Origin of the sequence: Sphingomonas sp. OV641 (assembly GCF_900109205.1) — a bacterium.
Taxonomy (GTDB): Bacteria; Pseudomonadota; Alphaproteobacteria; order Sphingomonadales; family Sphingomonadaceae; genus Sphingomonas.
Map to the genome: position 1 here is coordinate 1 of NZ_FNZB01000004.1, position 20,727 is coordinate 20,727.

Here is a 20,727-nt window from a genome sequence, read left to right on the forward strand (position 1 = left end):
CGCCTGATGGACGAGGGCCGCTTCGCGCCGGAGATGGTCTCGATCGTCAAGCGCAACAATGTCGGCAAGGCGCTCGACATCGCCCGCGTCGCGCGTGACATGCACGGCGGCAACGGGATCTCGGGCGAATATCAGGTGATGCGCCACGTGATGAACCTGGAAACGGTGAACACCTATGAGGGCGCGCATGACGTCCACGCGCTGATCCTCGGGCGCGCCATCACCGGGATTGCCGCTTTCTAGAAGTGGCCCTCGTTCGGCCCGGCGCCCCGCGATGCCGGGAGGATCAGCCGTGCCCCGTTCCCCGCGCCGGCAGCGCGAGGGACAGCATGATCCGGGTCGAGCACAAGGCGCAGTGCAGCAGGTCTGCCGATGGCGCCGGGCAATCGAGGCAGCGCGGCGGGAGGCCGCCGTCCAGCAATTGCGACAGGGTGCGCTCATCTTCCGAACAGGGCCGCCCGGCGCCGATGCGGATCGGCCGGCACAGCGCATGTTCGAACGCGCGGCACAGGCCGTCGAGCACCGGCGCCAGCATCGCCATGCCATGCCGCGCGAGCAGCCGGGCGAGATCGGGCTGCGGCGGCCGGGCACGATCATGCGCCCGCCGCCACACCCGCATCGAATGCGCGATCAGCCGCGTCTGGAACAGGTCCTGGTCAACGGGGCGCAGCGGCATGGCGACTTGCACGACAGGCTCCTGACGGGGCGCAACCGACCGGCCGCCGCCCTTGCTGATGATGCGGATGAGCGCGCCGGAGAAGCTGTCCGTAAGGCCCCGGCAACGCTCGCCATGCTCTTAGCTCAGGTGATAGTGGTTCGCAATAGCGGGAGTTGGCCAACCGCGTACGGGCGAGATGATCGCTATTCAGTAACGCCCCCTGCCCCCAGACCCGTTCGGCCCGGATGCCATCGCCCCGCCTCATGTCGGCAGGCCGGTAGTATTCTACTTGATGAAGTATCCCGCCACTTTCCAGCCATCGCCGTCACGCGCGAGCGTGATGGTCTCGATCGCGCCGGCTTTGCTGGCGAAATCGGTTCGGTATTGAATGATCTCGTAATCCCCGGCCGGCACGCCCGGGAGTGCGCTGGTGCTTGTCACATTCTGGAAGACACGCGATGATGCCGCGCCGAGCGGTCCTCTGACGGCTTGAACCGTCGAAGCCCATTGCGCCGCTGTAATCTGCGATTGGAAAACGCCTGCGGCCGCACGCCAGCTCGCGTCCCAATCTGCCTTGTCCAACAAGCGCAGCCAAGCGCGGGCCGCATCCTGGCTTAGCGAGGCCGACGCGTCGCCGCTCGTCACACGTGATCCCGAGTCCCGCGCGCCAGACGTCGCGTCCCCCTGAAAGGCCGCCGCAAGGATAGTCGCTGCAATCAAGAGTGACATGATCAGGTTTCCTCCGCTGACGAATAACCAGTTAAGCGGAATTGGAGCGCTCCTCCAAGTAGCCGGATAGGGGTGAAAAGCGGAACGGATGCTTTTCAGGCGCAAACGCCTGTTTCCGGACACTCCTTCAGTGAGATGACGCGGTCGACTATTATCTCGTGCCCAGACATTCCCAAGTGGCCATGGTCTCCGGCAAATTTTGTTTTCCGGCCGACAAATTCGATAATTCGTCTTCCGCGCCGCCGCTGCCACTTCGCGCCGAAGTTAACGCGGCTGGTGTTGATCCAGATACTTTTGAGCCGAGCCCGCTCGAATTGCTCTCTCCAGCCCTTGGAACGGACAGCCGTTCGCGGCCATTCAGGAGTCTGAGTGCCTTCCGGCACGAATTGCTGGTCCTCGAATTCATCGATCCACACGCCTCGATAAAGCTGTGCCGGCTCCATTTTGTAGCATTGGTCAGTAGGCAGGAATTCAACTTCACCATCGTCGTTATGAAAGGCACACGGAAGCTCCCGTTCTAGGCGCCCATCATACCGAAAGCAGCCACGCCCCTCGTCCGCTTCGGTGCATGGCGTGCCAAGCAGGCGTGCGCGTATCTGATCTTCCGTCAGTGCGAACTGTTCGGGGTTTGGTAGCGCAAATAACTGTGCGGCCGCGGACCCGCCGATTGCCGTTGATATCACGGCCAACATGAATACAGATCGAAATACCCCCATAACCGTTCTCGACCTCCGCTCGCATCGTCAGAATGCTTTCTACAATGCTGTATTGCAACTCGGCATCTGCAAGGCTCGTTTTCTGCCCTTCGTTACAGGATCAGCAAATGGCCACTTTCGACTGAGTAATTAGCGGAACTGAACGGCTGCTTTCGGAAGCCGATGGCACGATCACGAACGACCGAAACGGGGTGGGGAGCAGACCTCAGACACGCTCCAGAGGGAAATGTGGTTGCGGGGGCATTTCGATATGGATCTGGTCGCCCGGACGAACCACGCCGCCGCCCTTAACGATGCTCATAATCCCAGCCTTGCGGATCAACTCGTTGTTCGGTCCACGGTCGAGCACGGCGGCGAGCAAGCCCGATTTGAAGCGCTCTATCTGGGCGCACGGGTTCCTCAACCCGGTGACTTCCAACCTCACATCATGACCAATGAGTATCAATGTATGCCTTGGAAGCGTGAGCAAATCGATGCCGCAGGTCGTTATGTTCTCGCCGAGATCAGCGGGGCCAACGCTGAAGCCCTTCAATGCAAGCTCTTCGAACAGCTCAGCATGGATAAGGTGAACCTGTCGAAGGTTAGGTTGGCTTGGATCAACCGCAACCCGGGAGCGATGCTTGACCATCACCCCCTCATGCGCGTCACCTTTCACGCCGAGACCGGCCGCGACCTCGATAGTCGGGACAGCCCGCTTCGAGAACCGATGAGCTCCGTCGCAAGCAACCGACACTACCCGACCGTTCGACATATGCCCCTCTGCGAACTCTTCTAAGGGCCGCAGCTTACGTCCGCAAATGGGCGCTTTCCGCCCGACCGCCTTCGGGAGGCACTGGCACGATCGCGGACGGCCGGAACGGGTGGAAAGCGGACGTTGGCTGATAAGCGCAATCATCCCTGTCCTAAGCATCGAAAAAAGATCGCACGGTCTTTCGATCGAAGCCGGTAAGACGATCGAAGATACAGGCGTGCGCGGGTGCCGGCGCCTTTTGGCGTGAGGATCACTGTCAGGAACCGAACCTCGTTCACCAGTGGCTTGCTCGGATCAAGGCGTCCTCCTCGAACAAACAAGCTGAGAAATGACCGACGCCGCCCATGGACACGGTTGGCCACTGCCAATCCAACGCCGGAACGCTTTCCCAAACACGCAGCCACTTCACCAGGAGATTTTGGCCCAGCAGCATCAAACCTAAGAGACGAGGCGTAGCTACTTGGTAGTGCTTCGCCACGGCAGCTAAACGTTAAGAATGCCAGCACCAACAGAGCAGGTGCGAGGGGCTTTCGCTTCATAATCCGAGCGGTACTGGCGGCCTCAACGTCCGGAAATGGGCGTAACCAGACGCCTTCCCCCTACCGCACCGACACGCGCGCGCCAGCCGTTGCACTCGCGGCCACCGGTGCCGGCGCGGCCGACGGTGTCGCGGACCAGATGCTGTCGCGCGGTCCGCCGGCGGCGCGGCGGTGGGTGGCGCGGGCCATGATCGCCAGCAACAGCGCGCCGATCGCCGCGACCAGGTCGACCAGCCGGCTCGCGCCGTCATGGCTCCAGCCGGTGCCCGTGGCGACACTCGCCAACGTGGTGATCGGCACCAGCGCGGTCGCCGCGGCGGATAGCCACAACAGCTCCGCCCCGCTCCGCGCCGCGCCGCGCACCAGCGCCCAGCCGACCGCCGCCAGGAACACGGCATAATAGATCGCGCTATGCCACGTCTCCAGCGCGCCCGTTCCCGCAGGCAGCCACTTCGCCGCCGCGATGGTCAGCGAGATGCCGGCGACGCAGCCCAGCGGCACGCCCACCGTCAGCGCGCCCAGCACCCGCGTCGCGCGGGTCTGTTCCACCGCGCCCGCCTTGCGCTCCTTGCGGCGGCGGCTCTCGATCCACAGCAGGTTGCCCGTGTAGAACAGGAATGCGCCCGCCAGCCCCAGGAAGAAATAGGCCCAGCGCACCGGCGCCCCGCCGAAGCTGCCGAAATGAAGCGTGAAGAAGGATGTGACGGTGGCGAACCAGCCGTCCTGCCGCCCGGGCAGGTAATCCGCCTCCAGGATCGCGCCCGTGCGCGTGTCGATTTCCCCCATGCCATAGGTCGGCGCGCGCGCGCCGTAGCGCGGGTCGATGCCGGCGATATGGCCGTGCGGCCCTTCCTTGGCGTTATATTCGAAGCTGATGGTGCGCAGCTTGAAGCCGGGCAGCGTGCCCGCGAGTCGGCGCTGGAGCTCGGCCGGCGGCAGCGTGCCCGTCACCTCGGCGAGGGCCGGCGGCTCGGCCGGCCCGCCCGGCGGGGCCCCGCGCCGCTCCATCGCCGGCGCGCCGATCTGCTGCACCGCGCCCTGCACCGCATAGATCTGGTCGTGAAAGGCGAAGATCACCGCCGTCACTGCCATGATGATGTGAAACGGCAGGCTGAACAGCCCCAGAACATTGTGAAGATCCAGCCACATCCGCTTCAGATTCTTGCCGAAACGCAGCGCGAACAGGTCCTTCACCAGGCTCGGCAGCAGCACGATCAAGCCCGAGATGATCGCCACCGCATAGAGCAGCGAGATCACGCCCATGATCGGCATGGAAATCTCGTGATCGAAGGGCAGGCCGACCTGCTGGTGCAGCACGTCGATCAGCTGCGCCACCGGCGATGCCTGCTGCTCCACCACCTGAAGCGTGCCGTCGGGGGCGAGCGCGGCCAGATAGGTCGGGCCGGGATTGCGCCGGTTGCCGGTGGTCCAGCTGACCCGCGCGGGCATGTCCGGCCCCGGCTCGAGATGCACGGTATAAGCGGCGCGCGCCTCGGGATGGGCGCGCAGCACCTTGTCGACCAGCTCGGGCGTGCGCTCCAGCGGGACGGGCGCGGCGATCCTCGCCGACGCCGAGGCCCAGCGGTTGAGCGGCTCCTCGAACATGGTGATCGCGCCGGCGTAGAAGGCGATGAACAGCGCCAGGCCGGCGATGATGCCGACCCAGCTGTGCACGTCCTTGTAGGTCTTGATGACGTCGGTGCGCATGGTGTCAGCCCCCAGCCAGGCGAATGGCGGCGTAGAGCGCCCAGGCGGCGAGGTTGGCGAGCGCCAGCCAGCCCCAGGCGCGCGCGCCGCTGCGGAAGAAGAAGCACAGGCCCAGCAGCGTGCACCAGATCGGCGAGACCAGCCACATGGCAAGCTGCCCCTGCGCCGTGAAATAGCCGTCGCCTTCGGAAAAGATCGCGGCGAAGCTGCACGTCAGCGCGATCGCCAGCGTGAACCCAAGCACGGTCGCCGCCGATACCTTGCCGAACCAGTCGCGGCTGGTCAGCGCCCCATCCTTGCTGGCGCCGTCCTTGCTCATGCCGCCTCTCCCCGGAAGCGCCACCAGCGCGCGGCGACCGGCACCACGCTCCACACCAGCATCGCGCCCGTCGCCCAGGTGAACACCGCCGTCGCCGGCCCCTGCACGCAGAGCAGCAGGACGAGCGCCAGCGCGAGCAGCGCCGCCCCGCCCCACGCCCACACGCGCCGGCGCACGACATGGCCGGCGAGCAGCGCCTGATGCGGCGCGGCGACATAGAGCGCGGTCGCCCCCGCGATAATGGCGATCGCGGCGATCCAGCCCGGCATCATGGCGCCACCCGGCCAAAGGCGAAGGAGACCGCCGGCGCCATCCCCGCCAGCATCGTGCCGCCATGCGTCTGCCCCGGCAGCGGCAGGAAACGGGCCTGCGCCATGCGCGCCGCCAGCGCCGCCGCACCCTCGCCCCGCTCGCCTTCCGCGATCAGCGCGCGCACGCGCGCCGGCGCGGCTTCGGCCTCGCGCTGGAGCAGCCCGTCGCCGAACCAGGTGGAGGGGCTCACCGCCACCACGGCGCCGAACATCGCCGGCCGCGTCAGCGCCGCGTGCAGCGCCAGCAGCCCGCCGAAACTATGCCCCATCATGGTCTGGCGCGCCGGATCGACCCGCCAGCGCGCCGCCACCAGCGGCTGGATCCGCTGCGCGACCATATCAAGAAACGCCTCGCCGCCGCCCGTCGCCAGCCCGGCGGCCGGCTGGCCCTGCGGGATCGTCCAGCCCGGCGTCGCCGGCGTATAGTCGCGCACGCGGCGCGGCAGCGGCCCGGCGTCGATGCCGACCACCAGCCCGGCATCCACGCCGCTGCGGACCCCCGCGCGCGCCAGCCGCCGTGCCGTCACCGCGGCGATCGCGAAATTGTCCTCGCCGTCCAGCACGTACAGCACCGGCCAGCCCGCCGCCGGCGGCTCGCCTTCCGGCCAGGCCACCGTCACGCGATATTGCTCACCCGCCGCGCTGCGCACCTCCAGAACGGCGCTGTTGGGCAGCGTATAAGGTGCCGCCCCAATCCCGCCCGGCCGATCCGCCCCACCCGGCCGATCCGCCCCGCCCGGCGAGCCTCCCGCGTGCGCCGCCCCCGGCACCGCGATCATCGCCGCCGCCATCATCGCGGCCGCCAGCGTCGCCAGCAGGGCGTGACGCGTCATGCTCACCACCGATATTGCAGCCGCGCGATCACGCTGCGGCCCTGGCCGTAATAGCAGGCCGATGTCGCGGTGCAGGTCGCGACAAAGCGCTTGTCGGCGATGTTGCGCGCGTTGACCGACATGGTGACGCCCGACAGCTCCGGATTGGCGACGCCCAGGTCGTAGCGGACGAACAGGTCGAACAGCGTGTAATCGGGGATGCGCAGCGTGTTGTTGGTCTCGCCCCAGCTCTTGCCGGTGTAGCGCACGCCGCCGCCGAAGCCGAGCCCGGCCAGCCCGCCGGACCGGATCCGCTGGTCGACGAACAGCGAGGCGAGCCATGACGGCACCTGCGCCAGGTCATTGCCCTCCTGCTGCAGCGGGCCGGACACGCCCGGCACGGTATAGGTCGCGTTGCTTTCGGTGATCTCGCTCCACTGGCGCGATCCGGCGGCGATCACCGCCATGCCCCAGGGCAGGTTCGCCTTCGCCTCCAGCTCCACGCCGCGGATGCGCCCCTCGCCCGTCTGCACCTGGCAGGTGCTGGTGCCGCATAGCGTGCCATTCGGATCGGGCGTGACGATATTCTGCTGCGTGATCTGATATCCGCCCAGCGTCACATAGATGCCGCGCCCGCCCTGATAGCGGATGCCGCCTTCCCATTGCTGCCCGGTGGTGGGCACGAAAGGCTCGCCGTTCAGGCTGGACGAGGGGTCGCTCACCTGCGGCAGGAAGCTGGTGGCATAGCTGACATAGGGCGCCAGGCCCGACGGATGCAGATACACCGCGCCCGCGCGCCAGGTGAACTTGTCGTTCTTGTTGATGTAGCGGCGGTTGTTGACCGGGTTGAACGTATCGTCCTCCGCCCAGTCGTACCGCCCGCCCAACGTGACGCGCAGGTCGCCCCAGGAAATCTGGTCCTGCAGGTACACGCCCTTCTGCGAGCTGACCGTTTCGGTATAGATCTGCGGCGACAGGGCCGCCTCGAAGCCGGCGCTGCCGCGCGACACCGGGTTCAGGATGTCCAGCACCGGCAGCACCAGCGCGCCGTTCACCAGGTCGCGATAATGCTCCCATTCGGTGTGGAAGTAATCGAATCCGCCCAGCAGCACATGCTCGGCCGGCCCGGTGTTCACCCGCGCCTCCAGCTGCGTGTCGGTCGCCCAGCCGTCGGATTCGCCCACGCCCTGCACGGCGCGCCGGTTGATCGTCTGGTTGGGGATACAGCCGCGGATGTTCGCCGGGCAGGCCGTCAGCGTGTCGCCGGACAGCACCACCACGCGGTACAGCGTTTCCAGCCGTGTGTAGCGCGTGTTGTTGCGCAGCGCGAAGCGCCCGTCGCCGAAACGCTGCTCGAAGAAGCTGGCGGCGAGATACTGGTTGCGGTCGAACGTGTTCCAGCCCGGCTCGCCGATGTTCGCGTCCTGGTCGATATAGCCGCCGTTCGCCGATACCAGGGTGCCGATGCGCGGCAGGAACTGGAAGGTCGCGCCGCCCTCGTCGCGCTGGTGCTGGCCCAGCAGCGTCCATGTGGTGTTGTCGCTCGGGCGCCAGGTGATGCTGGGCGAGATATATTGCCGCCCGATCTTCACGTCATCGACCTGCGTCTCGCCATAGCGGGCGAGCGCCACCACGCGCGCGGCTAGCGTGTCGCTGAGCGGCCCGGTCACGTCCGCCGCGCCCTGATAGGTCCATTTTTCCAGGTCGGTGACGCCCCAGCCCTGCAGCAGCACCTCGCCATGCGGGGTGAAGCTGGGCCGCTTGGTCACGATGTTGACGATGCCGCCGGGGGCAGACTGGCCGTAAAGCGCGCCGGACGGGCCCTTCAGCACCTCGATCTGCTGAAGCGCGAACGTGTCGAAGCCGGGGCGCGTCCACTGCCCGCCGGTGGGCAGGCGAAGCCCGTCGACGAAATTGTTATTGGACGAAAACCCGCCCGCGCCAAAGCCGCGCACCGACACTTCGTCGACCCGGCTGTCGAGCCCGAACGCCTCCGCCTGCACGCCGGCGGTATAGCTCAGCGCATCGGCAATGGTCGGCGAGGCGCGCAGGTCGATCTCGTCGCGGCTGATGACGGAAATGGTTTGCGGCGATTCGATGATCGGCGTGTCGGTCTTGGTGGAGGAACTGGCGGTCGACTGGCCGGTCGCGGTGACGATGATGTCGCCACTCTGCACACCGGGCGTCGCCGCTTCCTCCGTCTCGCGCTGCTGCGCCGACCCGGGCGCCCCCTGCGCCACCGCCACCGCCGGCCAGATCGCCACGGACGCCAGAAGAACAACCGCACTCGATTTCATCGTCAAACCCCACCCTTTAGGCGCGGCCTTATTGCTAGCAGGTTGCAATAGCAAGCTCGTTCAGCAACCGTTCGGGTCCTTCCCGGCACAATCTTTCCCGCGCTCGGCAACGCCTCCCCGGCGAAGGCCGGGGCCCAGTTGGGAAAGCGCCAATGAAAGCCCTCAAGGCCAGCCTAAACAACCCTCCCCCGTCATGCCGGGCTCGTCCCGGCATCCAGGGTGCCACAAACCCCAAACCGTCGGATCCGCGGAACACTGGATCCCGGCACAAGGCCGGGATGACACAGCGCGTGAGCCACCGCAAAACGTCCACGAACCGCTTAGCCGCCCTCCCCCGTCATGCCGGGCCTGCCCCGGCATCCAAGGCGCCGCATACGACAGCCCGGTGAGTGCGCCCCAACCCGGCGCGCCCCAGGGCCTGCCCTAAACCAACCTTCCCCCGTCATGCCGGGCTCGTCCCGGCATCCAGCGCGCTGCAAACCCCAAACCGTCGGATCCGCGGAACACCGGCCCCGCCACGAGGCCGGATGACTCAGCTCGTGAGCCACCGCTCAGCCACCCTCAACCGCCACCCCTCACGCCGCGCGCGCCGCGCGCTCGCTCACCATCGCCGGCAAGCGCTGCGCCACGATCGCCTCCGCCTCGGCCACCATCCGTTCGATCAGCGCCGCGACGGTGGGAATGTCGTGGATCAGCCCCTGCGCCATCGACGCCCAGTAAATGCCCGCGTCCAGATCGCCCTGTTCGATCACGATCTGCCCCTTGGCGCCCGCCACCAGATGCTGGATGTCGGCAAAGGTCGATTCCGGCTGCGCGGAGATCCGCACCACTTCGTCCGACACGGCGCTTTTGCCCACGCGCGCGGTGTTGTGGAACTTGCGAAAGATCAGGTTGGTGCCGCGCTCGTCATTGTCGACATAGGCCTGTTTCACGCGCGGGTGGATCGGCGCTTCTTCCGTCGCGCAGAAGCGGGTGCCCATGTTCACGCCGTCCGCGCCCAGCGCCAGCGCGGCGACCATGCCCCGGCCGTCGGCGATGCCGCCGCTGGCGATCAGCGGGATCTTCACCTCGTCGGCCGCGGCGGGGATCAGGATCAGGCCCGGGATGTCGTCCTCGCCCGGATGGCCGGCGCATTCGAAACCGTCGATCGAGATCGCGTCCACGCCCTTGCGCTCGGCCGACAGCGCGTGGCGCACGGAGGTGCATTTGTGCAGGATGCGGATGCCGTGCGCGCGAAACATCTCCCACAATTCGGCGACGGCGGGCGTGCCGGCGGTTTCCACCGCCTCGATCCCGGCATCGATGATCGCCTGGGCATAGGCCTTGTAGTCCGGCGCGTTGATCGTCGGAAACACCGTCATGTTCACGCCGAACGGCTTGGACGTCATCGCGCGGCAGCGTTCGATCTCCTCGCTGAGCGCCGCCGGCGTCGGCTGGGTCAGCCCGGTCAGGATGCCGAACCCGCCCGCGTTGGAGACGGCGGCGGCGAGCGGCGCGCGGCCCACCTGCTGCATCCCGCCCTGCACGATTGGATGCTCGATGCCGAGCATGTCGGTGATCCGCGTCTTGAAAGCCATGGCCATCCTCTCCTGCGCGCGCCCTCCACCGGGGCCGTCCTGCCGATTGAAAGGCGTCGCAGGCTCCGGCCCCGCAGGCAAGACAGGTTCGCCTTGCCGCCGCCCAACCTCACCTCCTTCGCATCGAGAGCATAAGGGGCAGCCGAAGATCGCCGGCGCGCAAGGCAAAAGCGCCCGCCGCGCGACCGGGCGGTCCGCTCGCGCGACGCAGGCGCGCCCGGCGCAATCCGGTCGCCCCCGTCGCGGCGCGGTCCGGCTGCGCCAGCCCGTCCGCTACAACGGCGCCATCGAATAAGCCGCCACCTGCCCGCCGTTGAACAAGGGGAATGACGCGATGAAAACGCTGCTCGCCGCCGCCGCCATGCTTCTGCCGCCCGCCGCCGCCCTGCTCGCCGGCGCCCCCACCAGCGCCGCCGCGCAGGCCGTGGTGATGCCCGCCGCCTCGCCGAATGTCCTGCGCGCCGGCACGCCCGTCGCGCTGCGGCTGATCGAAGGGCTCACCACGCGGGAAAAGAACGCGCGCATCAACGATCGCGTCCGGCTGGAGGTGGCGGAGGCCGTCGCCGTCAACGGCGCGGTGATCATCCCCGTCGGCAGCCCGGCAATCGGCGAGCTGACCGACGTGCGCAACAAGGGCATGTGGGGCAAGTCGGGCCGCATCGTCGGCCGCGTACTCAGCGTCAACGCCAACGGCCGCACCATCCGCCTGTCGGGCACGTTCGACAGCAAGGGCGGGTCGGGCACCGCCGGCGCGGTGGCCGTCTCCGCCGTGGTCTTCGCGCCCGCCGGCTTCTTCATGACCGGCAAGAGCGCGGACATGCCCGCCGGCACCATGCTGCGCGGCTTCATCGAGGAAGACGTGCCCTTCGCCCTGACCTACGCCGCCCCAATCACCGCCCCAGTCGCCGCGCCCGTCGCCGCCCCGATGCTGGTGTCCCGCTAGCGCTGCGGCGCCTGCAACCGATCCGTTCGTCCGGGCCTGTCGAACTGCGCTGGCAACGACTCTCCTGCGCAGGTCAGGACGAACGGACCGTCACCCTCCGCCCGCCGCCCCCGCTGGCGCCCGCCGCGCGTGGCCGCTATATCCGCCGCTCACCTGCACAGGAGCCACGCCCGTGAACAAGCCGATGATCAGCGCCACCCGCCCTGCTCCTCGCTTCTGTTCCGGTGCCCATGTCCAGCTTTCTCACCTTTTCGGATCTCGCCGCCGCCGCGCCTGACGGGCGCGCGCTCTTTCACGGCCTCACCCTGTCGGTCGGGGCCGAGCGCATCGGCCTGGTCGGGCGCAACGGTTGCGGCAAATCGACCCTGCTCAGCATCGCGTCGGGCGAGGCGGCGCCGCGCGCCGGCACCATGCATCGCGCCGGCACCTGCGCCATGCTCGTCCAGCACTGGCCCGGCGAGCAGAGGCTGGCCGAGGCGCTGGGCGTCGCCGCGCCGCTCGCGGTGCTGCGGCGGATCGAGGCGGGGGCGGGCAGCGCGGCGGATTTCGACGCCGCCGACTGGCCGCTCGCCGCCGCCATTGACGCCGCGCTCGCCGATGTCGGGCTGGCCGGGATCGATCTCGACCGCCGCATCGCCACCCTGTCGGGCGGGGAGCGCACGCGCATCGGCATCGCGCGGCTGGCGATCGCCCGCCCGGATCTCCTGCTGCTCGATGAGCCGACCAACAATCTCGACGCCGCCGGCCGTGCCGCGATCGCGCGCCTCGTCGCCGGCTGGCGCGGCGGCGTGCTGGTCGCCAGCCATGACCGGCAGTTGCTGGAGGGCATGGACCGGATCGTCGAGCTGAGCCCGGTCGGCATCCGCATCGTCACCGGCGGCTGGTCCGCCTTTGCCGCGATCCGCGCGGCGGAGCTCGCCCGCGCCGCTGCGGAGCGGGATCGCAGCGAGGCGGCGCTTCACGCCACGCGCCAGGCCGCGCAGGCCGCGCGCGAGGCCAGGGATCGCCGCGACAAGGCCGGCCGCGCCTTTGCCGCAAAGGGGTCGGAGCCGAAGATCCTGCTCGGCGCGCGTGCCGAGCGTGCGCAGAACAGCGCCGGCGAGGGGCGCCGGCTGGCGGCGCGGCAGATCGACGAGGCCATGCGCCAGCGCGACGCCGCCCGCGCGCAGGTGGAGGTGCTGACCCCGCTCACCATCGATCTGCCGCCCAGCGGGCTGCCGTCCCAGGCGGAGGTGCTGGCGCTCACCGATGCGACGGTCGATCTCGGCGGCCGCCGCTTCGGCTCCTGGACGCTGGCGATCCACGGGCCGGAGCGGGTGGCCGTCGCCGGGCCGAACGGCGCGGGCAAATCCACCCTGCTGCGGCTCGCCGCCGGATCGCTCGCCCCCGCCGGCGGCAGCGTGCGGCGGCGCGGCGAGCGGATCGCCCTGCTCGACCAGCATGTCGCCTTGTTGGCCGATGACGACACGATCCTCGCCAACATGCGCCGGCTCCACCCCGGTCTGGACGCGGAGGAAGCGCACGCCGCCTGTGCCCGCTTCGCCTTTCGCGGGCGCGATGCGCAGCGGCTGGTCGGCACGTTATCCGGCGGGGAGCGGCTGCGCGCCGGGCTCGCGGCGGCGCTGTCCGGCGTGCGGCCACCATGGCTGCTGATGCTGGACGAGCCGAGCAATCACCTCGACCTCGCCGCCATGGAGGTGCTGGAACAGGCCCTTCGCGCCTTTGACGGCGCGCTGCTCGTCGTCAGCCACGACCCCGCGTTTCTCGGCGCGATCGGCATCCAACGCACCGTGGATCTCGCCGCCATGCCCCGCGCGTCGGCCGGGTGACGCGCGCGCCGGCCCGCCCGGCCCGCCCGGCCAGCCCGATCACCAGATGCGCACGCGCTGCTCCGGCGCCAGGTACAGCGGCGCCTTCTCGTCCGGCGTGAACGCAGGATACCAGGGGTCCAGGTTGCGCACGATCCCGGCGCGCTGCTGCGAGGGCGAATGCGGGTCGGTCAGCAGCCGCTGGCGCAGGTTCGCCTCGCGGTAATTGCGCCGCCACACCTGCGCCCAGCCGAGGTAGAAGCGCTGGTCGGCGGTGAAGCCATCGATCACCGGCGCCGCCTTGCCGTTCAGCGAGGCCATATAGGCATCATGCGCCACGGTCAGCCCGGCCAGATCGGCGACATTCTCGCCCAGCGTCAGCGCGCCCTTCACCTTCATGCCCGGCAGCGGCTCATAAGCGTCATATTGCGCCACCAGCGCATCCGTCCGCTTCTTGAACGCGGCCACATCGGCCGGCGTCCACCAGTCGGTCAGCCGCCCTTCGGCATTATATTTCGCGCCCTGGTCGTCGAAATGATGGCTCAGCTCATGGCCGATCACCGCGCCGATCCCGCCGTAATTCACCGCCGCATCGGCATTGGGGTCGAAGAACGGCGGCTGCAGGATGGCGGCCGGGAAGACGATCTCGACCATGCCGAAATTGGCATAAGCGTTCACCGTCATCGGCGTCATGCCCCATTCCCAGCGCTGCAGCGGCTTGCCGAGATGGCCGACGTTCCACTCATGCGCCCAGTTCGCCGCGCGCACCTTGTTGCCGAAGGCGTCGCCGGACACGATCTGGAGGTTGGCATAGTCGCGCCAGCGGTCCGGGTAGCCGATCTTGGGGGTAAAGGCGGCGAGCTTCGCATGCGCCTTCACCTTGGTCTCGGGCGCCATCCAGTCGAGCTGGTCGATCCGCCGGTCCATCGCCGCGATCACGTTGCGGACCAGCGCGTCCGCCCCCGCCTTGGCCTCGGGCGGGAAATAGCGCGCGACATAGACCTGGCTCACCTCGTCCGACAGCGCCTCGCTGGTGAAGTCCACCGCGCGCTTCCAGCGCAGCTCCTGCTCGGGCGTGCCGGACAGAACGGTGCCCTCGAACGCGAACACCGCCTGGTCGATCGCGGCCGGCAGCACATCGGCATAGCCTTCCAGGCTGCGCACGATCAGCTGGTCGCGCAGCACCCCGATCGGCGCGGCGGCGATCAGCCGCGCCTCGCCCGCGATGGCGGTCGGCTGCGCCACCAGCAGTTCGCTCACCGGCGCGCCGATCCCGGCGAGATAGGCGGCATAGTCCAGCCCCGGCGCCATGCGCGCCAGTTCCGCCACCGTCATCTTGTTATAGGTCTTGTCGCGGTTGCGGCTGTCGATCCGCGTCCAGTGCGCCTTGGCGATGCCGGTCTCGAGATCAAGGATCGCCTTCGCCCGCGCGGCGGCATTGGCCTCGCCCGCCAGCGTCAGCATCCGCGTCAGATGCGTCAGGTAAGCGGCGAGCGTCTCGGCCAGCTTGGCGTCGGTCGACAGGTAATAATCGCGGTCCGGCATCCCCAGCCCGCCCTGGCCGATCCGCACGACATACGTTTCCGGCGACTTGTCGTCCTGCCCGACATAGCTGCGCAGCGGGATCGCAATCCCCATCCGGTCCGCCTCGGCCAGCAGCGCGGCATAGCCCGCCTTGCCGTTCAGCGCCTTGATCCTGCCCAGCCACGGTTGGATCGGCGCCAGCCCCTTGGCGTCGATCGCCGCCTGGTCGAGATAGGTGGCATAAGCCGTGCCGATCTTGGAATCGCCCTTCGTCCGCGCCTCGTCCAGCAAGCCGCGCGTCCGCTCGGTCGACAGATCCTCCAGCAGGGTGAACATGCCATAGTTGGACTTGTCCGCCGGGATCGGCGTGGTCGCCGCCCAGGTGCCATTGGCATGGCCGTAGAAATCGGTCCCCGGCGCGATCGACCGGTCCATCCCCGCCACGTCAAAGCCAAAGGTGCCGATCTTCGGCGCATCCGCCTTCGGCTGCGCAGCCACCGCGCCCGCCACGGGCCGCTCGACATTGGCGCAGGCCGCTACCAGCGAGACGGAGGCGAGCAAGGCGCCGTTACGAAACAGGGTCAGCATGGAAATTCCCAATTCTTTTCGGACGTTCGCCCACCGGTGTAGCGCGAAGCACACGCCAAGGCCAACATGGTAACATTCTTTACGACCCGCCCGGGCGCACGCGGGATCGCGCGATGATAACCACCTTCGGCGAAGGTCGGGGCCGGGTCACGGAACAAGAGACAGCAGGCGCAACGGCGATCACCACCGCGTCCCCAACTGGAAACCGTCCTCGGCCAGGGCACGACATCAATCACAAACCCCGCCCCGGCGAAGGCCGGCGCCCAGTTACGGAACGAGAAGTGGCAGGCACGGCGGCTATTACGACCGCCTTCCCAACTGGGCCCCGGCCTCCGCCGGGGCACAACACCTGGCAAGGGACCACCCCCCTCCGCTCGCCCCAGAAAACCACGTCATCCCGGCCCCGCGCCGGGATCCAAGGTTCCGCAAACGCAACGCCGGAAAGTCCGCGCGCCCCCTGACTGCCGGAACAAGCCCGGCATCACGGCGCGATCGTGCGAGAGCGCAGATCACCAACCCGCAGACCGTTCCCCGGCGAAGGCCGGGGTCCAGTCACGGAACACGAGACAGCAGGCGCAACGGCCATCACTACCGCCTTCCCAACTAGGCCCCGGCCTCCGCCGGGGCACAACAGCTGACAAGGGACCGCCCCCCTCCGCTCGCCCCAGAAAACCACGTCATCCCGGCCCCGCGCCGGGATCCAAGGTTCCGCAAACGCAACGCCGGAGAGTCCGCGCCCCCCTGACTGTCGGAACAAGCCCGGCATGACGGCGCGATCGTGCGAGAGCCAGATCACCAACCCGCAGACCGTTCCCCGGCGAAGGCCGGGGTCCAGTTACGGAACACGAGACAGCAGGCGCAGCGGCCATCACCGCCACCTTCCCAACTGGACCCCGGCCTCCGCCGGGGAAAGACGCCGGAAGGTCCGCGCCCCCCTGGCTCCCAAAACATCCCGGCATGACGGCACGATCGCGCAAAGGAACGGATCAACGCCCCCCCCAAACCCACCCCGGCGAAGGCCGGGGCCCAGTTACGGAACAAGAGGCGGCAGGCGCAGCGGCTATTACGACCGCCTCCCCATCCGCCCCCCGCCTCCGCCAAGGCACAGCAAGGGACACCCCCCGCCCGCCCCGTCATCAGGCGTTGTTGATCACCACCGCGCGGGTGTTGAGATACGCGTCCAGCGCCTCCGGCCCGCCCTCGGTGCCATAGCCCGAATCCTTGATCCCGCCGAACGGCAGCTCCGCGGTGCCCGCTGCGGGCGTGTTGACCCACAACATGCCCACTTCCACCCGCCGCGCGAGCAGGTCCGCATTCGCCAGCGAGCGGGTGAAGGCATAGCCGGCGAGGCCGTAGGACAGGCGGTTCGCCTCCGCGATCGCCTCGTTCAGATCGTCATAGCCGCGAATTCCCGCGACCGGGCCGAACGGCTCCTCGTTGAACAGCTTCGCCTCCAGCGGCACGTCGGCGAGCACGGTCGGCGCCCAGTAGTTGCCGGCATCGCCGATGCGCGCGCCGCCCGTCAGTACGGTGGCGCCCTTCGCCACGGCATCCTCCTGGAATTCGGCCATGGCGGCGAGCCGGCGCGGGTTGGCGAGCGGGCCCATTTCGGTGCCTTCCTCCAGCCCGTTGCCCACCTTGATCCCCTTGGCCAGCGCCGCCATCGCCTCGGCGAAGTCGCGCTTCACGCTGTTGTGGACCAGGAAGCGCGTGGGCGAGATGCACACCTGCCCGGCGTTGCGGAACTTGGCGCGGCCGACGCTCTTCACCGCGAGGTCGAGGTCCGCATCCTCGCAGATGATGACTGGCGCATGGCCGCCCAGCTCCATCGACACGCGCTTCATCTGCTTGCCGGCGAGCCCGGCGAGCAGCTTGCCGACCGGCGTCGATCCGGTGAAGGTGATCTTGCGGATGATCGGGCTGGCGATCAGATATTCCGAAATCTGCGCCGGCTCGCCGAAGACGAGGCCAAGCACGCCTTCCGGCAGGCCGGCATCCTGGAATGCGCGGATCAGCGCGGCGGGGCTGGCGGGGGTTTCCTCCGGCGCCTTGACGATCATGGAGCAGCCGGCGGCAAGGCCCGCGCCGATCTTGCGCACGATCTGGTTGATCGGGAAGTTCCACGGCGTGAAGGCGGCGACCGGGCCTACCGGGTCCTTCACCACCATCTGCCGGATCGACAGGTTCGTGCGGTGCGGGACGATCCGGCCGTACACGCGAAAGCCTTCCTCCGCGAACCATTCGATGATGTCCGCGGCGGCCATCGCCTCGCCCTTGGCTTCCACCAGCGGCTTGCCCTGTTCCTGCGTCAGCAGCGCGGCAATGTCGCCCGCACGCTCGCGCATCAGGGCGGCGGCCTTGCGCATGATCGTGCTGCGCGCGGCGGGGGTATAATCGCGCCACACCTCGAAGCCGTGCTGCGCCGCCGCCAGCGCCGCGTCGAGATCGGCGATGCCGGCATGGGCGACCCGGCCGATCTCCGCCCCGGTCGCCGGGTTCTGCACGGCAAGCGAGCGGCCGTCGGCCGCGTCCTGCCAGCGGCCCTGGATGAATAGCTGCGTATCGGGGTAGGTCATGCTTTCTCCATGGGAAGGCGAGCCGGTGGGCGGCGCGTCGTCGCGCCCCAGATAGCGACCACGCCCGCCGGAATGTACCCCCCTTCCCCCCGCAAGCGCGGTTGCGCCACGCCCCGGCGCGCGACAAGATGCCCCGCAACGGCAGCGGCGCCCGCGAAGGCAGCCCGCGCCGCGCGCGAGGGGATGACGCCATGACCGAAGAGATTCTCGAACCCGATCTGCCGATCATCGATCCGCATCATCACCTGTGGGATTTCACCCCGGCGCTGCCGCGCATGCCGGAAATCGCCCATCCCTTCGGCCGCATCACGCGTCAGAGCCCGCGCTATCTGTTCGACGAGCTGCTCGCCGACTGCCGCGGCGCGGGCCACAATGTGGTCGGCACCGTCTTTCTCCAGTGCGGCGCCTTTTACCGCGCCGATGGCCCGGCCGAGCTGAAGCCGGTGGGCGAGGTGGAATTCGTGAACGGCGTCGCGGCGCAATCCGCCAGCGGCGTCTATGGACCGTTCCGCGCCTGCGCCGGGATCGTCGGCCAGGCGGATCTCACCCTGGGCGAAGGCGTCGGCGCGGTGCTCGATGCGGAGATCGCCGCCGGCAACGGGCGCTTTCGCGGCATCCGCCACATCGGCGCGCATGATCCCGATCCGGAGGTGCTGGGCCCGCTCGGCCACGCCCCGGCGAACCTTTATGCCGATCCGCGCTTTCGCCAGGGCTTCGCCGAACTTGGGCCTCGCGGCCTCACCTTCGATGCCTGGGTGGTGGAGCCGCAGATCGGCGAGGTCACCGCGCTCGCCCGCGCCTTCCCCGATCAGCCGATCGTGCTCGATCACGTCGGCACGCCGCTGGGCCTGGGCAGCTACGCCGGCCGCCACGACGATCGCTTCGCCGCGTGGCGGGCGGCGATCGGGGATCTCGCCACCTGCCCCAATGTCACGGTGAAGCTGGGCGGCCTCGCCATGCCCTTCTGCGCGCTGGGGGAGCTTGGACCCGATCATCGCACCACCGCCGCCCGCCTTGCGGACCTCTTCCGCCCCTATGTCGAAACCTGCATCGCCGCCTTCGGCCCGGCGCGCGCGATGTTCGAAAGCAACTTTCCGGTGGATCGCTGGGGCGCCGATTACGCCACCTTGTGGAACGCCTTCAAACTGGTCGCCAGGGGCGCCAGCGCGGACGAGAAGCGCGACCTCTTCGCCGGCGCCGCCGCGCGCTTCTACAAGGTGGAGCATCTCCTCGCCTGACGCCGGCGTCGCAACCAGTGCATCAGCCCCGTCACGAACAGCACCGCCGGCATCAGCCCCATCAGCAGCGCCAGCACGCGCGTCGCCATGCCGCCCACCGTGCCGTCATGCAGCGCGCGTACCCACAGATTGACCTGCGCGCCCACCCCGCCGCGCCGCGCGTCATGCACGCCCAGCACCCGGCCCGTCACCTGATCGAGATACACATAGCTTGCCGGGAAGCGCGCATGTGGATCGCCGGGCACCTGATAGCGCGCGCGGATCGGCGCGCTGCCGCCGATCGGCATGTCGACGAACACCAGTCGCCCATCCGGCAGCGCGCGCTGCGCCGCGTCCAGCGCCTGCACGATCGAAACCGGCCGCGCGCCCGCCGGCACCTCCGCCGATGCCGGCACCGCAGGCTTGCCCGGTGCGAGCAGCGCCTGCATCACGTTCGGCAGCGCCAGCAGCACGCCCGTCACCACCAGCACGACAAGCAGCAGCGCGCTCCCCACGCCGCTCAACTTGTGCAGGTCGCGCAAGCGGCGGATCGGCGCGGCATCGCGCTTGAACGCCAGCGCCTTGCGCCAGCTGCCACGCGGCCACCAGGCGACCACGCCCGACACCAGCAGCACCAGCATGACGACGCCCGACCAGCCGACGATCTGAAGCCCAGCCTCGCCCGCCAGCAGCTCCATATGCAGCTGGTAGATCCAGCTCATCAGATAGCCGCCCCACCGCTCGACGCGCACGATGCGCCCGCCGTCGGGCGAAAACCACACCATCAGCCGCTCGGCATGGTGCCCCGGCATGGCGGCGGGATAATAACGCGCCGGGATCGCGCCGCCCCCGCCGGTCACCTCGAACGTCCATTTCCCGCCCGGGTGACGAAAGCGCGCGCTGCCAGTTGCAAAGGCACGATCCAGCCGCTCCCCCAACCCCTCTGCGGCCCAACCCCGGCGAAGGCCGGGGCCCAGTTGGGAGACCTCGCTGGCGGACGCGACGCCAGTTCCCACCGCTATCCCACCTGGACCCCGGCCTTCGCCGGGGAGACGCGTCAAGCCGGCCACGTCACGCGCCGGCACCCCGCCGCGCAAAGCACGCACCCCCGCCCCCTCCTTAACACCACCCCGGCGAAGGCCGGGGCCCAGTCGCGAGACCTCGCTGGCACGCGCCACGGCAGTTCCCACCGCTATCCCATCTGGACCCCGGCCTCCGCCGGCGAGGCGAGGCAAGCCGGCCACGTCACGCTCCAACAACCCGCCACGCAGAGCCCGCAACCCCGCCCCCTCCTCAACGCCACCCCGGCGAGGGCCGGGGCCCAGTTGGGAGACCTCGCTGGCAGGCGCCGCGGCAATTCCCACCGCCTTCCCATCTGCACCCCCGCCACCGCCGGAAAGGCGAGGCAAGCCGGCCACGTCACGCGCCGGCACCCCGCCGCGCAAAGCGCGCGCCCCCGCCCCCACCACCGGATGAAGCGCCGCATCGATCGCGGTGTAGAACACCAGCGCCGAGCCGGTCGCGCCGATCACCGCGAACAGCAGCCCCAGCGTCAGCCCCAGCCACAGATGCACCCGCCGCACCGCCAGCCGCATCCGTGATCCCGCCGGGCGTGGCGCCACGTCCGGCGCCTCCGCCCCGGAAAGAAGCGTTGC

17 protein-coding genes are annotated in these 20,727 nt (G+C 69.0%); 4 read left to right on the forward strand and 13 right to left on the reverse strand.

All coding sequences use genetic code 11. The features are described from left to right. The coding region (locus tag BMX36_RS16010; protein ID WP_256210850.1) for an acyl-CoA dehydrogenase family protein at positions 1 to 243 on the forward strand (243 nt) is incomplete at its 5' end. 43 nt (positions 244 to 286) lie between these two features. On the opposite strand, the gene BMX36_RS16015 is transcribed toward BMX36_RS16010, so the two are convergent. The 10 genes from BMX36_RS16015 to BMX36_RS16055 form a co-directional block, all read right to left on the reverse strand. Next, on the reverse strand, positions 287 to 688 hold the full coding sequence (locus BMX36_RS16015; RefSeq protein WP_218142188.1) for a hypothetical protein: 402 nt from the start codon (positions 686 to 688) through the stop codon (positions 287 to 289). A gap of 255 nt (positions 689 to 943) precedes the next feature. After that, positions 944 to 1,303, reverse strand: coding sequence for a DUF4019 domain-containing protein (locus BMX36_RS16020; RefSeq protein WP_218142189.1), 360 nt, complete (start codon positions 1,301 to 1,303; stop codon positions 944 to 946). Positions 1,304 to 1,482: 179 nt separating this feature from the next. Next, entirely contained in the window at positions 1,483 to 2,079 is a 597-nt protein-coding gene (locus BMX36_RS21370) for a hypothetical protein (protein ID WP_143058594.1), read from the reverse strand. A gap of 229 nt (positions 2,080 to 2,308) precedes the next feature. Continuing rightward, positions 2,309 to 3,013, reverse strand: coding sequence for an MOSC domain-containing protein (locus BMX36_RS22395; protein WP_371262922.1), 705 nt, complete (start codon positions 3,011 to 3,013; stop codon positions 2,309 to 2,311). Positions 3,014 to 3,453: 440 nt separating this feature from the next. After that, positions 3,454 to 5,100, reverse strand: coding sequence for a PepSY-associated TM helix domain-containing protein (locus BMX36_RS16030; protein ID WP_093067062.1), 1,647 nt, complete (start codon positions 5,098 to 5,100; stop codon positions 3,454 to 3,456). A gap of 4 nt (positions 5,101 to 5,104) precedes the next feature. Further along, complete coding sequence (locus BMX36_RS16035; protein WP_066775906.1) at positions 5,105 to 5,419, reverse strand: hypothetical protein; 315 nt, start codon at positions 5,417 to 5,419, stop codon at positions 5,105 to 5,107. Further along, positions 5,416 to 5,688, reverse strand: a complete 273-nt coding sequence (locus BMX36_RS16040) for a hypothetical protein (RefSeq protein ID WP_156455330.1) — start codon at positions 5,686 to 5,688, stop codon at positions 5,416 to 5,418. The genes BMX36_RS16035 and BMX36_RS16040 overlap by 4 nt, the downstream gene beginning before the upstream one ends. Beyond that, a complete protein-coding gene (locus tag BMX36_RS16045; protein WP_093067064.1) occupies positions 5,688 to 6,563 on the reverse strand; it encodes an alpha/beta hydrolase in 876 nt (291 codons plus the stop codon). Before BMX36_RS16045 ends, BMX36_RS16040 begins: the two co-directional genes overlap by 1 nt. A gap of 2 nt (positions 6,564 to 6,565) precedes the next feature. Then, entirely contained in the window at positions 6,566 to 8,839 is a 2,274-nt protein-coding gene (locus tag BMX36_RS16050; protein ID WP_093067066.1) for a TonB-dependent siderophore receptor, read from the reverse strand. 575 nt (positions 8,840 to 9,414) lie between these two features. Beyond that, positions 9,415 to 10,416: an NAD(P)H-dependent flavin oxidoreductase gene (locus BMX36_RS16055; RefSeq protein ID WP_093067068.1), complete on the reverse strand. Its 1,002-nt coding sequence runs from the start codon at positions 10,414 to 10,416 to the stop codon at positions 9,415 to 9,417. A 334-nt stretch (positions 10,417 to 10,750) separates the two neighbouring features. Between BMX36_RS16055 and BMX36_RS16060 the strand changes: the two genes are divergently transcribed. Beyond that, the gene (locus BMX36_RS16060) at positions 10,751 to 11,359 is read left to right on the forward strand and encodes a hypothetical protein (RefSeq protein ID WP_093067517.1); all 609 of its coding nucleotides are present in this window, start codon (positions 10,751 to 10,753) and stop codon (positions 11,357 to 11,359) included. A gap of 230 nt (positions 11,360 to 11,589) precedes the next feature. Next, positions 11,590 to 13,188, forward strand: coding sequence for an ABC-F family ATP-binding cassette domain-containing protein (locus BMX36_RS16065; RefSeq protein WP_093067070.1), 1,599 nt, complete (start codon positions 11,590 to 11,592; stop codon positions 13,186 to 13,188). Positions 13,189 to 13,227: 39 nt separating this feature from the next. Here BMX36_RS16065 and BMX36_RS16070 read toward each other — a convergent pair whose 3' ends face one another. Next, the gene (locus BMX36_RS16070; RefSeq protein ID WP_093067072.1) at positions 13,228 to 15,279 is read right to left on the reverse strand and encodes a M13 family metallopeptidase; all 2,052 of its coding nucleotides are present in this window, start codon (positions 15,277 to 15,279) and stop codon (positions 13,228 to 13,230) included. Between the two features lie 1,136 nt (positions 15,280 to 16,415). Further along, positions 16,416 to 17,855, reverse strand: a complete 1,440-nt coding sequence (locus BMX36_RS16075) for an NAD-dependent succinate-semialdehyde dehydrogenase (protein ID WP_093067074.1) — start codon at positions 17,853 to 17,855, stop codon at positions 16,416 to 16,418. 191 nt (positions 17,856 to 18,046) lie between these two features. On the opposite strand from BMX36_RS16075, the gene BMX36_RS16080 reads away from it, so the two are divergent. Continuing rightward, positions 18,047 to 19,093 carry an amidohydrolase family protein gene (locus tag BMX36_RS16080; protein WP_066781344.1) on the forward strand — a complete coding sequence of 349 codons (1,047 nt, stop codon included), beginning with the start codon at positions 18,047 to 18,049 and terminating at the stop codon, positions 19,091 to 19,093. On the opposite strand, the gene BMX36_RS16085 is transcribed toward BMX36_RS16080, so the two are convergent. Next, the gene (locus BMX36_RS16085) at positions 19,066 to 20,694 is read right to left on the reverse strand and encodes a PepSY-associated TM helix domain-containing protein (RefSeq protein WP_218142190.1); all 1,629 of its coding nucleotides are present in this window, start codon (positions 20,692 to 20,694) and stop codon (positions 19,066 to 19,068) included. The two genes, BMX36_RS16080 and BMX36_RS16085, sit on opposite strands and share 28 nt — an antisense overlap. Positions 20,695 to 20,727: the final 33 nt, after the last annotated feature.

Bases quoted from the DNA above. Each gene is read 5' to 3' on its own strand.
- BMX36_RS21370 (WP_143058594.1), bottom strand. From the start codon at position 2,079: ATGTTGGCCGTGATATCAACGGCAATCGGCGGGTCCGCGGCCGCACAG.
- BMX36_RS22395 (WP_371262922.1), bottom strand. From the start codon at position 3,013: ATGCTTAGGACAGGGATGATTGCGCTTATCAGCCAACGTCCGCTTTCC.
- BMX36_RS16030 (WP_093067062.1), bottom strand. From the start codon at position 5,100: ATGCGCACCGACGTCATCAAGACCTACAAGGACGTGCACAGCTGGGTC.
- BMX36_RS16035 (WP_066775906.1), bottom strand. From the start codon at position 5,419: ATGAGCAAGGACGGCGCCAGCAAGGATGGGGCGCTGACCAGCCGCGAC.
- BMX36_RS16040 (WP_156455330.1), bottom strand. From the start codon at position 5,688: ATGCCGGGCTGGATCGCCGCGATCGCCATTATCGCGGGGGCGACCGCG.
- BMX36_RS16045 (WP_093067064.1), bottom strand. From the start codon at position 6,563: ATGACGCGTCACGCCCTGCTGGCGACGCTGGCGGCCGCGATGATGGCG.
- BMX36_RS16050 (WP_093067066.1), bottom strand. From the start codon at position 8,839: ATGAAATCGAGTGCGGTTGTTCTTCTGGCGTCCGTGGCGATCTGGCCG.
- BMX36_RS16055 (WP_093067068.1), bottom strand. From the start codon at position 10,416: ATGGCTTTCAAGACGCGGATCACCGACATGCTCGGCATCGAGCATCCA.
- BMX36_RS16060 (WP_093067517.1), top strand. From the start codon at position 10,751: ATGAAAACGCTGCTCGCCGCCGCCGCCATGCTTCTGCCGCCCGCCGCC.
- BMX36_RS16065 (WP_093067070.1), top strand. From the start codon at position 11,590: ATGTCCAGCTTTCTCACCTTTTCGGATCTCGCCGCCGCCGCGCCTGAC.
- BMX36_RS16070 (WP_093067072.1), bottom strand. From the start codon at position 15,279: ATGCTGACCCTGTTTCGTAACGGCGCCTTGCTCGCCTCCGTCTCGCTG.
- BMX36_RS16075 (WP_093067074.1), bottom strand. From the start codon at position 17,855: ATGACCTACCCCGATACGCAGCTATTCATCCAGGGCCGCTGGCAGGAC.
- BMX36_RS16080 (WP_066781344.1), top strand. From the start codon at position 18,047: ATGACCGAAGAGATTCTCGAACCCGATCTGCCGATCATCGATCCGCAT.